This is a genomic window from uncultured Marivirga sp. (genome assembly GCF_963974845.1).
Taxonomy (GTDB): domain Bacteria; phylum Bacteroidota; class Bacteroidia; order Cytophagales; family Cyclobacteriaceae; genus Marivirga; species Marivirga harenae.
On sequence record NZ_CAXBEQ010000005.1, the window covers coordinates 255,561 to 268,627 of the forward strand.

9 protein-coding genes are annotated in these 13,067 nt (G+C 35.5%); 1 reads left to right on the forward strand and 8 read right to left on the reverse strand.

The features are described from left to right. Positions 1-94: 94 nt before the first annotated feature. From AAC601_RS12980 to AAC601_RS13015, 8 genes are all read right to left on the reverse strand, one after another. Positions 95-1,555 (reverse strand): M20/M25/M40 family metallo-hydrolase, encoded by a 1,461-nt coding sequence (locus AAC601_RS12980; RefSeq protein ID WP_340153505.1) that lies wholly within the window; start codon positions 1,553-1,555, stop codon positions 95-97. A gap of 4 nt (positions 1,556-1,559) precedes the next feature. Next, positions 1,560-3,224: a hypothetical protein gene (locus AAC601_RS12985; RefSeq protein WP_340153506.1), complete on the reverse strand. Its 1,665-nt coding sequence runs from the start codon at positions 3,222-3,224 to the stop codon at positions 1,560-1,562. 37 nt (positions 3,225-3,261) lie between these two features. Beyond that, a complete protein-coding gene (locus AAC601_RS12990) occupies positions 3,262-5,439 on the reverse strand; it encodes a hypothetical protein (RefSeq protein ID WP_340153507.1) in 2,178 nt (725 codons plus the stop codon). Continuing rightward, positions 5,432-6,451, reverse strand: coding sequence for a BatA domain-containing protein (locus AAC601_RS12995; protein WP_340153508.1), 1,020 nt, complete (start codon positions 6,449-6,451; stop codon positions 5,432-5,434). The genes AAC601_RS12990 and AAC601_RS12995 overlap by 8 nt, the downstream gene beginning before the upstream one ends. Next, positions 6,448-7,284: a DUF58 domain-containing protein gene (locus AAC601_RS13000; protein WP_303269431.1), complete on the reverse strand. Its 837-nt coding sequence runs from the start codon at positions 7,282-7,284 to the stop codon at positions 6,448-6,450. Before AAC601_RS13000 ends, AAC601_RS12995 begins: the two co-directional genes overlap by 4 nt. Positions 7,285-7,316: 32 nt before the next feature. Further along, positions 7,317-8,282 (reverse strand): MoxR family ATPase, encoded by a 966-nt coding sequence (locus AAC601_RS13005; RefSeq protein ID WP_303269432.1) that lies wholly within the window; start codon positions 8,280-8,282, stop codon positions 7,317-7,319. A gap of 114 nt (positions 8,283-8,396) precedes the next feature. After that, on the reverse strand, positions 8,397-9,014 hold the full coding sequence (locus tag AAC601_RS13010; RefSeq protein ID WP_340153509.1) for a DUF4159 domain-containing protein: 618 nt from the start codon (positions 9,012-9,014) through the stop codon (positions 8,397-8,399). Positions 9,015-9,139: 125 nt separating this feature from the next. Next, on the reverse strand, positions 9,140-12,001 hold the full coding sequence (locus AAC601_RS13015; RefSeq protein ID WP_340153510.1) for a S8 family peptidase: 2,862 nt from the start codon (positions 11,999-12,001) through the stop codon (positions 9,140-9,142). A 170-nt stretch (positions 12,002-12,171) separates the two neighbouring features. Here AAC601_RS13015 and AAC601_RS13020 point away from each other — a divergent pair, with 170 nt between their 5' ends. Then, positions 12,172-13,029, forward strand: a complete 858-nt coding sequence (locus tag AAC601_RS13020) for a M57 family metalloprotease (RefSeq protein ID WP_303269436.1) — start codon at positions 12,172-12,174, stop codon at positions 13,027-13,029. Positions 13,030-13,067: the final 38 nt, after the last annotated feature.

A 13,067-nucleotide genomic window follows, 5' to 3' on the forward strand; every position in this document is an offset into this window, starting at 1 on the left:
CAGACCAGTTAGGTTTCCTTGATTTATTTACTAAATTTCGGAATCAACGAATTCAATCTTTTCAAAAGCTAACTGATTTCGAGACTGCTGCACATCACTCCTCCTCATCTTCCATAAATCCAAAAAGAGAAAACCGTTCCTTCAACTGTAATTCTTTCATAAAGTTATAATAAACGGTAATTCCAGATTGTAAAACATCTAGACTAATTCGTTCATTTACGCTATGGATACTATTGATATCCTCCTCCGTTACCACTGCTGGAATTAGCCCATAAGAGGGGATACCGTAGGATCGAAATAAGCTATTGTCACTGGTCGCAGGAAATAAAAATGGAATTGTTTCCGCTTCAGGATAGCTTATGGCTACCGCATCTTCCAAGGCCTTGTAATACCTATTCAATCTTGAAGGCTGAGCTTCCGGACTTTCTGATATGACCGATACGGTAATATTATCATTGTCTAATTTTCTCTCAATATAACGAATAAAACTCTTGCTAGATGTTCCAGGAACTAATCTACAATCTAAAACGGCAGTAGCTGAAGTACTGATCTGGTTGGGAGGGCCAGGCGGATTATAGATATTAGTAACGGTCACTGTATTAGTCAATAATGAAGAAAGAAAAGGTTCGCGTTCAATTTGCTTTCTCACAAATGGCGCAAGAATCGACCAATTAATATTCCGAATAAAAAATCCTCTAATACCACCTTCCGCTCTTCCTAATCTTCTGAACATTCTTCTAGTGCTAGCATTGAAAAGCAATAAAGCTTTACGGTTGGTGATATTATTTAAACTGTTGATCAACTGAATATTAGCATAATCTGTTGTAGGTGCTGCTCCATGTCCAGCAGAATTGCTTATAATTTTAAGCTGGAGCCATAGACTTTGTTTTTCGGCTATTGAAACTCCAAAAACCACTTTCTCGGGTTTATTCTGCAAAACATTTTGATATCCTGCACCACCTTCTCCAAGAACTGCAACTGCATTGAGCTCATCTTCAAAATTCTCCATAAGATATCGAGCGCCCTTATCTCCGCCTGTTTCTTCAGCTGACACAAATAAAACCGTAATATTGAAAGGTAAATCAGCTGTATCGTAATCTTGTTGAAATGCTTGCAAGGCTTTTAATTGCATGACACCTAAACCTTTAGCATCTAAAGCTCCCCTACCATGAATATATTCTCCATCAAAATAGCCACTATAAGGATCATGTTCCCAAATATCTAAATCCTCTGCAGGAACGACATCAATATGACTTTGCAAAATAACATTGGGTTTACCACTGCCTAAAGGATACAGCGATGCAGCTAAATTATAATTATCTGAAGAACTTGAAAACACCCGAAGATTTAGATCGGTTGTTAAAATATAATCTTCAATAAAGATAGCCGCTTCCTTTTCATTACCTGAAACACTTTCTCTTTGAATATATGCTGATAGCAAATCAATAGACTGATTCAAAGAAATCGATTCGGGCGGTTCAACGGAATCACCTAGATTTTGAGCTAAAGCTGAAGTAGAAAAAAGAACAACAAATAGCGCAAAAAATCTTATCATATTTTTAAGTAATTTTATCTTCAATCCATAAGTAAGCTACACTCATTAGAAACATTACGAAAAACCATATAGTTACGGATTTCCGATTATAAGTTAAGGTTTTCTTCTGAGTACGTGAATTGTCAAAATTAAGATATTTTAAGTAATCATAATTGTAATTGTACAAGAATTCTGAATGACTTGTCAGCGTCTCGGAATGGACATAAAAAGGAATAGATTCTTGATAATTATTTAATTGAACAAAATGCCATCCTACCTCTTTGGGATAGAACATAAAATGTTGTCTTTCGGGAAACAAATAATCATTTTTTGAGGATAGTGAAATTGTATCTGCTTTTGCAGTAATGATCTGTATTTCATCTACATTCATTGTGTTCCAAAGTCTTAAAAAGAAGGGCTGATACTGAACAGGCCATTTGGTTTTATCATAAAACACCTCATTAGATTCTCTGATTAATTCATCGAAGACAGGTAACCATAGTTGCTCATACTCTTCATCTTTACCTGATAATTTCATTTGAAAACTATTTTGAAAATTAATCACACCAAATATCATTTTATGATCAACTTTTCTAAAAATAGCATTTTCAGCCACTTCATTTAAAGCTCTCAAATTATTGAATTGCAAATATTTATAATTATTTGATTCTAGAAAATTATCACTGGTACTAAAGATTTTAGTAGGTATAGATCGGCCTAATCCAAGTTCAATTTTGCTATTTGGGTTGGTTCTAAAAATTAAACTTCCTCTATTATCGGCTAACTTGTCTAAAAACAGTTGTTGATTACTCGGATTTAATTTTTCCCACGCTTTTGCATCCGCAAATAAAACTTTCAAATCATTAGCAACACCTCTATCTATTTTCAGAGAATCATGCCAGTTTAAAAAGGTAGATTTAAATTCCCCCCTTGAAATTTGCGACTTCTGATAAACAGAATGTTCTTTTGATTTTAAATATTCTGCAAAGAATTTCCACTCAAAATCAGGAACTGCTGATAGTATTTGTATTACGTAGTTTTCACGCTTCTTTACTTTTACAGCAAAATGATAATCAGAATCATCAGTTGAGATCTTGACTAAAACAAAGCCTGCTGCCTTAGGAAGATGGGATAAAATAATGCTTGATTTATTTCCAATAGGTTTTGAAATCGAATCAAGATCAATAAACGCAGAGATCGTAATTTCCCTATTTTCAAGATTCTCAATTTTAATCTGTAGACTATCACCCAGTGCTATGGCTTTAGGGTAATTAAGTTGAATCCCCTTTTGCACGTTAATATCTTGACGAACTCGATGATAGTCAGGATTTAGATGTGGAATATATCCATAAATATAAGCGGTGTCCACTTGGAATTCTAAGTCCTTAAGGGATACTAATCTATCATTTTCGAGCTTTCTGAAATGTGAATTTCCTTGCTGCTTTAGAGTAGTTAATTCAAAACTCTGTCTTAAAGAATCAATAGTTTCCGTAGGAATTTCCTGACTTACAATTAGAGTTGACCTTAGGCTCTTTTCAGTTAATACAAAAGGTGATAAATAGATGACATATAAGGAAATAAGCGTGAGCAATACAGCTATTGCCCTTAATACAGTTCGAGGTTTCTGTTTGCGAAACTCCCAGTAAACACCTATAACCCACAGACCAATAAGCACAACTAGATGCCACATCGCGAACGAATTTTCAAAATCTATATTTTTCAAAACATCATTCATTCTCTAATTCATAATATGTGCTGTGCAATGAACTTTCTATACTGCTAGACTGTCTTCCTGCTTCCAGCTCTTTTAAGTTCAAGACATCTTCCATCAAGTTTAGTACAGCACGCAATGCTGCCTTTGATTCACTGTACTGAAACTTTTTGACGGCAGCCAAAAGACTTCCGTAGCGAACAGGTTCAGAAGTTATTTTTATCACTAATTTATCTGTGAAAACACTGGCAACATCTCTAGCCCCTGATAAATCTTCTTGTTGATATGCTTTATTCATTAGACTGTAGGTCTCAAATAGATATTTGTCAAAAAGCTTTTCTCCTCTTTTCCTCTGAGTGGTTTCCGCATTTATTTTGTCTAGTTCACCAGTCAATCGCTTTTTCTCTTCATCAATTGGAGGTGGTTCAAAACCCATTCTTTCCACATAAATTCTTGAAGCTCGCTTCACTTCCTTGATCAACTTTAAAGCGTTGTATTCAAACGGCAGTGCTTCACTTGGTTTATAGGTTCTTAAAAACAATTCAGCTTCCCACATATTGGCCAATGCCTCTTTTAGTTTTACTTTTACATTAGCATCAAGGAAGGTTGATAATTCCGAATCATCATGTGCATGCACGTAGGCTTCTAATTCTGGTGTTTCATTGAATATTGGGTTAGAAAAATTCCCTTCCGATTCGTGCTCATGCCCCTCGTGAACATCTTCATTATGATTTTCCTCATCTTCATCAGTTAATTCTCCATGATTGTGACCCGAATGGTCGATTTCACCCAAACCACCAGTAGTTTCAAACTCTTCTCCTAAAAACACCCCATATCTCAATCGCAATAGCTTTTGGTCTGCACCGATATTATTACTTCTTTTTTCAAATTCCTCAAGACTGATTTGGTTTTTATCTGCCAAAAGTGCTTCGGTATCAATGATGATTTGTCGCTGGCTTTTGAAATACTCGGCTTCATTGGTAAGGGCAAAACCTTCATATTCTACCAATTCCTGTTCGCTCGTATCGGCAACAGATAAAAAATAAACATCTGTTCTGCCTGTGTTGGCTCTAGGGTCTTTATTATCCTTTGCTGAAAAATAAAAATAGAGCTCGTCACCAGGTTCCAGGGAAAATGTATCCAACGGTAAGCTGATGTTCTTTTGTTGTGCTCTGACCTTGGTTGAAATACCACTAAGCGATTGCTTCATCTCCCTAAATCTTACCGCCTCCCCTTCTCCTCTACTTAAAGTCATAATAATATCAGAAGAAACGATCCCGTAATCATCTTCAAGTTTCAAATCAAGCTCAAAACCCTTGCGTAAATCTTTATACCCAATTTCGTGTCTATTGTCCTTCAGATTTGTCGACAAAACAGGTGGATTATCTCGTGTTATTTCCAACACCACGGGCTGCATTGATATTATACTGTCTTTTTGCTCGTACTCAATTTGGAAAATAGATGGTTGAATTACAGTAAAGGTTTTTGATTCTTTAGACTTCAGGTTGAAGTTGTATTGATTTTGCCATAACAAATCAAAATGGATATTTCCGTTATTTTTAAAAACCAGACGACTACCTTCCGGTATTTTTTGATCCTTTTGCCACTGAAAATCTTTTAAGCCAGTATATTTTGGAGGATAAACGAAAATTTTAAACCCAAATTCCAATCTAGTCTTTTCTGCTGTACTGTCCTGAATTAAAACTGCATCCTTTGTATGCGATACATTACGATTTTTGACCTGTGGGTCAATTTGAATGATAAATGACAAGAGATAAAATAATATACTAAATATTAATAACAGAGAAACATTCTTTAATGCCAAGGGAAACTTAATATGTTGACTGGACGGAAATTGCTTAAATACTTTTTCTAGTTGGAGCTTGTCCAATGCATTTAAGTCATTTTTAAAGAAAAGAGATAAACTGTATTCAAATTCCTCATACTCTTGATGGAGGAATGCAAGTAGTTTTTCACTGGTCCACAATAATTTTGGATTCCATATAATCAATAAAGCTAAAACCGAGATTGTATAAACAACCCAAAAAGCGAAAGGAATTTTGATATTGAAAATATTTCCTAAAGCCAACAATAATACAATTGAGGATGCTAAAGGAAGTCCCACTATTAAGGCACGTCTCAGATTAAATCGCCATTTATACTGGTTCCAATATTTTGAGAATCCCTTATGCATTTCTTTTCCTAAAGCTAAAAACTCTTTCTAATGCGATTAAGAAAACAATTATTATAAGCAGCTCATTGTCAAATGTTTTGGCTTCTTGTACCGACTCTTCATTTGCAGTAGATCTTTCATAGATTTCTTTAAATGAAGAATATTGATAATTTGGCTCGACTATTTGAGCAACAAATTCTGTAACCACGGACAAAAACAAATCCTCTTGAAGGGAATTATTAACCCATTCTTTACTTAGGTACAAATTAGTATAACTATGCTTTTTATGAAGGTGATAATCACCTGATATACTGTCACTCAATATCACTTGGTTGGCTTCCAGCTTCTGCCTTGAATTAGCAAAAATCAAATGAGCTTTTGCCTTATCAGATTTCCTGAAATTAACTTTCCCACTTGTATATAATGTATTTGTTTTCAAAACTTTGTCGAACTTTTTTTCCGCAGCTAGCGGAAGCTTATCAAAATGGATAAGTAAAGTATCCTGGCTCTTAAACCCTTCAAATGTTGTAACAGGATTATCCGCTGAAATAAATTCTACATTGAAATTTAATTTGGGTATAGCTCCAGTGAAATCAGTATTCTTAAAATTATTAATATACACTAGCGAATCAATTTCTGGATTTTCTTGTGCAATCCTTTCCAGAAAATACCAATGATTTCCAGTATCATGATTTGGAGAGGTGTTTAAAACCATAAGATCTTTATTATCTGCAAAGGCATGAGGAACTTCAATTCCTTCCCCCAGCAATAAAGCTTTTTGTTTTTCCACTTCTTCCAATATGAACCACCTTGCCAAAAGCATCACAAGCAATACCAAAATCAAAAGTCGCAATAATAGCAAAGGAAGTTCCGAGAATTGAATTCTTTTGGATTGTAAGGTGCTACTTTCCTTTAAAAAGCGGATACTTCCAAAAGCAATTTCCCTTGTTTTATTCTTGCTCCATAAATGGATGATAATAGGAATTATCAAAGCAGTTAAGCCCCAGAGCGCTATGGGATTAAGCCAATTCACGCCCGAGATTGATTAAATTGATTTAGCATTCGAAAAGTTGCTTTCTGAATATCATCGCTGCCAGTTATTTGCCAATATGTAATACTATTTTTTGAGCAAAGGTCTTTTATTCCTTTTTTCCAAGCAGAAAGTTTTCTTTGATAGTCCTGCAATCCCTCTTGCGTATTAACCTGAACACTACCCTGCCCTTCCAAATCCTTAAATGTGAAATACTTCCCTTCGAATTCCAGCTTTTCTTCATTTTCGAATAGTAGATGGATCAACATCACTTGATCTGAGGCAATAGCCCAATTTTTCAGTAAATCTTGTAACTCTTCAGCGTCCGTATACCCATCGGTAAAGATAAATACTGTGCTTTTATTTCGAATTTCTCGGGTGGGATTCAAATCTCGGATATTGCTTTCTTCACGGGTTTGAATTTGAATCATTCTATAAAGAAAAGTGTCAAAGTCTTTTGGGGGATTTTCTTGATTGAAAATATAGTATTTATCGTGTTGATTATCGGCTAAAAAAGCCAGAGCGGCTATTATAGTTCGAGCCCAATTAAATTTACTTGTATTTTGCATTTCAAAGTTCATAGATAAACTTCTATCTAAAACGAATATGAAATCATGTTGCTTTTCCATTTCCGCCTCTTTTATCATATAGTGGTCGGTGCGGGCATAATATTTCCAATCCAGTTGCTTCAGTGAATCACCAGGGACATAATTCCTATATTCCTTAAATTCGATTCCAAATCCGGTCTTCGGACTTTGATGCATTCCAATCATCACCCCTTCAATATGATGTTTAATATACAATTGAAGAGCCTTGAGTGCTTCAAAGTCGGGCATTTGAAATATATCATTTAAGGAACGCATCAACTCTATATCTCCTTTAGTAAGTGAGGAATTAAGTCTTCAACTGTGAATTTTTCGGTTTTCGCTACAAAGTTTAAAACGACTCTATGGCGTAAAACAGCCAAGGAAACAGCTTTGATATCCTCAGGCACAACCGATAAGCGTCCAGCTAAGAATGCATGAGCCTTTGAAGCCAAGACAATCGACTGACCTGCTCGCGGACCTGCCCCCCAATCCACATACTGTTTTACTAATTGATTTCCCGAATTTTGTGGCCGAGTAGAACGGACTAATTGACTAATTTTTACTAATAATTCTTTATCAATATGAATATCCCTAACCCAACTTCTGGCTTTTAGAATTTCCTCAGCAGTAAGGCTTGGGTTAAGTTCATTTTTCTTATTTCCAGTGGTGAGTTCTAGAATATCAACTTCTTCTTGCTCTGCAGGATATTTCACTACGGTATAAAACAGAAACCGATCTAACTGTGCTTCAGGCAGTGGATAAGTCCCTGATTGCTCCAAGGGATTTTGGGTAGCCAAAAGAAAGAATGGTTTTGGTAACTCATAAGTCTTACCAGCATAGGTCACCTCGCGCTCCTGCATGGCTTCTAGCAGTGCAGATTGTGTTTTTGGTGGCGTTCTATTGATTTCATCGGCCAGCAATATGTTAGTGAAAATTGGCCCTTTATTAAATTGAAAAAAGCGCTTTCCAGTACTACGGTCTTCCTCCAGAACCTCCATTCCAATAATGTCCGAGGGCATCAAATCCGGTGTGAACTGCACTCTATGAAAATCCAGTTGCAAAACCTTTGCTAAAGAACGAACCAGAAGGGTTTTTCCCAATCCGGGAACTCCTTCTAACAAAATATGACCATCTGCCAATAGTGCCATAAAAACCTCACTGACAACATTTTCTTGTCCAATGATGGCTTTAGAGAGCTCCTTGCGTGCTTCCTTAAACTTCGTAACTGTATTTTGTATATCTTCCATCGCTATTTAATGTCACTCTGATAGGGCCTGAGACTAGCTTTTACCGCTGCAATCCCAACTTTCATCCCTTGGGATTCAATGATCCGTTTAAACTTGATTATGGTCTTATTCAATTCAATTGAAAATCGCATACATTACAATATTCACCCCAAACTTGGTATTATCTTCAGCCAACCATCGTTTGTTTCTGAAATCATAGTCCCATTCGCATCCATAATCTTTATTGCTATATAACACTCGTATTTTACCATCGATTTCAATCGCTTTTAAGTAATCATGGACAATGTCATCACCCCAGCCATTTAGTTCTTGCGAAGTGGTAGGTGGGCCATCTTCAAATTCAAAAAAACTGAAATAAATGGGGTGATTATCGGGTATTTTCGCAAGTACTTCTTCCCCGTAAATTTCATCCATTTGGCTTTCAAATGATTTAGCAAAAAGCCCATCTATATCGTGATTGCAATCATCAACAAAAATGAATCCTCCATTATTAATGTATTTAGTGAAATTTTCCTTTTCAGCTTGTGTAAACTGCACCAGTTTATGGCCACTTAAATAGCAAAACGGGCATTCAAATATTTCCTCACTGCTTAAGGCTACCACCCTTTCTGTGGTATCCACTGGCATATTGGTATATTCAATTAGTGAATTTAATAGGTTGCTTGGCATCCTTTGATCCACGTTCCAGTCTCCCGATTCATATTGCAAGCGTGTGAAGAAAAATTTATTCATTTCACGAGTTTACGGCAAAAAACAAATGAGAACAATGAATTTGTTGGTATTTATATAAATGGTCAGAAAGCGTAATTATTGGAAAGAACAATATGAAAATAGAAACCGGGAGTGGAGCTTCAAACTTAATTTTGAATTAATATTTTCCCTTGAGCATATTGTTCTCCTTCTTCACTAATTCTGTAAAAATACATCCCCTCTTCAAATGAACTCAAATCAAGAAAATTACGGTCATTCGGAATAGGGAAAGAAATAATTTCTAAACCCTGCAAATTATAAAAGTTAATAACTGCATCGGTCTTGGGTTCTTTAGCAAATACTTTTAAATCATCTTCAGTCCATATTGGATTGGGATATAGAATGAATTCTTCATCTTTAACAAAATAAGTAGATTTCATTTCACTTACTACACTTTCTCCGTTATCAAGATTTACTATTACTCTAGATTCATTAAAACCATTGATCGGCTGTTCTTCTAAAAATTCCAGCTTAAAGGAATTGGGATTAAGTTCAATTAATAAGTCCCAGTTACTTTCCAGAGCGTTCATCTTTTGAATTTGAATATCCTTAATTCCTACCAAAGATGATAATTGGATGTTGTGGAAAATACCTTCTCCCTGAACAGCTTCAACAAAATAGGATTGTAAAAAGCAATTTGAAGCTTGCAGATTATAGTCAATCGCTCCGCCTTGAATTAAGGGCTTATCATCCTTGAATGCTTGAACCTTTAAAAATGAGCTCTTTAAATCTGATTTACTAACGGTAATACTAGTGTCCATAGTGCTCACAAGTAACCTCATTTCATTTTCTTGCAAGTTGAAAAGCGTATAATAATCTACGCCCTCTATTGATTTCCAATAAAAAGACAGAGAATCTGTGCAATTAAAGCCCACATTTAATCTTAGTGGTGCTGAGATAGAAAAAGTGTCGCTTAAGTACTGGGAACCCTCAACTTCCATTTTCAATTGTGCAAAATCATTTACCATTTCAGGATCCCATCTGAAATTCTCTGTTTGAAGAGATACGTTTTCTGCAATTGCCCTCCAACTCTCTTCAGAGACTAATTTGAAATACAAATCTCCTTTTTGCCCTTTAGAATAACTACTTTCCCACCTTAAATGCGAAACAGTTTCTCCATTATAGGGTATATTATCCTTAAAGGTAGGGCTGGTCCAGCTAAATTCATTTTCAATTTCCCAGTCATACACGATTGAATAATTTTGACGAGAATTCAATGGAATTTCAGTGCTAATTACAATTTCAAGTGTATCAGATTCAACATTTTCTATATATACCTGCTCTACATTATTTAAATGATCCACACCTTTTGATGCAGCCGCACTTAGAGATTCAATATTGGGAGTAGTAGACAACACCCAAGGTAAAAACTTCTGATCCTTTTGGTTTCTGACGTGCAAATTCAAATCATTCACTAAGGCAATTTCGTCATTTGGATTTGCTGGCGGATCTGTCCAAACTAATGTGGCTCTAAAATTAATTGCATTTTCCGGAATGGCTATCTTGTATTTGCTTTGTTCACTTGCTATAAGATCGTCCTCAAGAAAATGGCCATTTTCTAGTTGCAAGAGTGCCTCTTGTGCATTTAAACTGCCATATCCAGTTTTATGATCTGGTCCTAATACACCAATATCGTCAGCTCCATTGATCAAAATAGCCTTTGTTAAAGCTGCTGGCATTTCAGAATTAAATTTTTGGCGATAGGATTGTTGTAGCAAAACGCTTACTCCACTTACATAAGCGGCAGCATTTGAAGTTCCAGTCATACTGTATGCAACCAATTCGGGTTTTATTCTACCATCAAATGCAGGGCCATTACTATTGAGCACAATCGTGTTCATTGTTGTATCTACAGCACCTATTGTTAGAACGTTTTTAGCAAGTTTAAAATTACCAGTAATATTCGCATAACCTGTAAGGTTTTGATACTTACCATGATCGGCACTTTCTAAACCTGAATTTCCAGCTGAAAATATATGAAGGATTTGCGGAGCATCATAAACTTGCTTGTCGTAAAGCGAAGCGCCTATGCCATAAAAAGACTCTATCTCTGTTCCATAAGAATGATTTTGTGTCTGGATATCATTATCTACAAAATATTGAATCGGGTCGGGAATAATAGACTCATTTGAGCTCGAGGTATGAAAAGACTTGGGTGCGACACCAAAACCATTTAAAGAAGAATTCCCATTTCCAGAAATTATGGTGGCCATTTCCAAAGCATGATTATCAAGAACAGTGCTTTCGAAACCCGTGTTTATATATCGACCCCTTACATCAATATTATTAACCTCATATAATGGCTCTTTTAAACTGACTAACTCTTCTGCTCCATTAAGATTAGGAAAATAGGCATGAATTGTATTAATCTTATTTGGGTGCAAATTGAGATCTAAGACATTTACTTCACTTTCAGCCTTAGCAGCTACTTTCTCAATGTAAGTAATAGCTATATTATTTATAATTTTATCAGCACCTACGCTATCAACAGAGAGCTTGAAGAGGCCATCTTGCAATCCAATAGTACTTAACATAGATTGCATTCTAGTAAAATCTAGGTACTTTGACTCATCTCTTACCGAAACTAAATAATCCCCATTCAAAATTGATTTAGTATTAATCTTATTTTTGTTTGGTGTTTTCCAAAAATCATCTATATTGTGAAAAGGTTGTATATCTTCTGATTTAAACAGTATTGAGTTCGCATGAGGATCCAAATACACTATGTATGAGCCAGTTAAATACCTCTTAATGACTTCTAAACTGCTCGATGAACCTAAAGTAGAAGCCAAATATGTAGTATCGCTAACCAAATAATAATTTCCTTCAATTATATTATTTGGTGATTTTATCGCATAACTCTCAGGTTCATAAAATAAGACACTTTCATTTTCTTGAGCTATTGATTGGACCCCTTCAAAAAGGCAAAAATATAATATTATTGATCTTGGTCGTATACAAGATTTCAATAAATGGGAGAATAAATTGCAATAATTCATAGGGTCTTAGCTGTATTATATTGTCTTTTTTTAATTTTAAATATTAATTTACAAATATTTTCACAATTTATCAATGTAATATTTTTAATATTCAGAATTAAAACTATATGTTGCAAACCTAACTAAAATTTTACAAAGTTATGACAAATTTAAGAAAAGGTGTCATGTATGTACTAACATTCATGGCCGCAACAGTATTCATGAGTTCATGCCAGCAAGATGAAGAAATGGCAACTCAAATTGACGAAAGTATTGTGTCAGAAGAAGTGAAAGATCAGTTAAAAGATCTTGGTTTCGATCCGAGCGATGCTTATCGTGAAAAGTTCAACAACCCTCTTACAGGAGATCAAGGATTCCATTATGTAGTAGAAGGTGACATTTTAATTGAAGAAAAACAATTAAAAGAAATGTCTGAGAGCGAATTATTCCACACGGGTAAATTTGCTGAACAATATCGCACATCTAATCTTGTGAGCCAAAATAGCACAATAGACGTGATTGGTTATACTGGCAACAACGCTAATGGATTAGATTCGAAGATGCGAACTGCTCTTCAATGGGCTGTAGATAATTACAATGCATTGAACACTGGTTTAACATTCACATTAACCTATGGTACTAATTACAACTCATATGACATGGTAGTTTACCGAGTTAGTGGCGGAGGCGGTGGAAGTGCCGGATTCCCAAGCGGAGGAGCCCCTAATAAGTTTATCAGAATTAATTCAGGTACAAGTCAATATGACACAAATGTAGTGGAGCATGTAATTGGCCACGAGATGGGTCATTCAATAGGATTACGTCATACCGACTGGTTTAACCGTTCTTATTCTTGTGGATCTGGAGGAAGTGAAGGTACTGCAGGTGTTGGAGCAATCCATATTCCTGGCACTCCTACTGATATTGATCCTAATTCATTAATGCTTGCTTGCTTCAGCGCAAATGAGGATGGTGAATTTGGTTACTACGATAGAGTGGCTTTAGAATACCTATACTAATACAATTTGGAGTTAACAGTAACAATTGAAAAGGTCAG

Excerpts from the sequence above, each read along its gene's own strand:
- AAC601_RS12980 (WP_340153505.1), bottom strand. The coding sequence starts at position 1,555 with ATGATAAGATTTTTTGCGCTATTTGTTGTTCTTTTTTCTACTTCAGCT.
- AAC601_RS12985 (WP_340153506.1), bottom strand. The coding sequence starts at position 3,224 with ATGTGGCATCTAGTTGTGCTTATTGGTCTGTGGGTTATAGGTGTTTAC.
- AAC601_RS12990 (WP_340153507.1), bottom strand. The coding sequence starts at position 5,439 with ATGCATAAGGGATTCTCAAAATATTGGAACCAGTATAAATGGCGATTT.
- AAC601_RS13000 (WP_303269431.1), bottom strand. The coding sequence starts at position 7,284 with ATGCCCGACTTTGAAGCACTCAAGGCTCTTCAATTGTATATTAAACAT.
- AAC601_RS13005 (WP_303269432.1), bottom strand. The coding sequence starts at position 8,282 with ATGGAAGATATACAAAATACAGTTACGAAGTTTAAGGAAGCACGCAAG.
- AAC601_RS13010 (WP_340153509.1), bottom strand. The coding sequence starts at position 9,014 with ATGAATAAATTTTTCTTCACACGCTTGCAATATGAATCGGGAGACTGG.
- AAC601_RS13020 (WP_303269436.1), top strand. The coding sequence starts at position 12,172 with ATGACAAATTTAAGAAAAGGTGTCATGTATGTACTAACATTCATGGCC.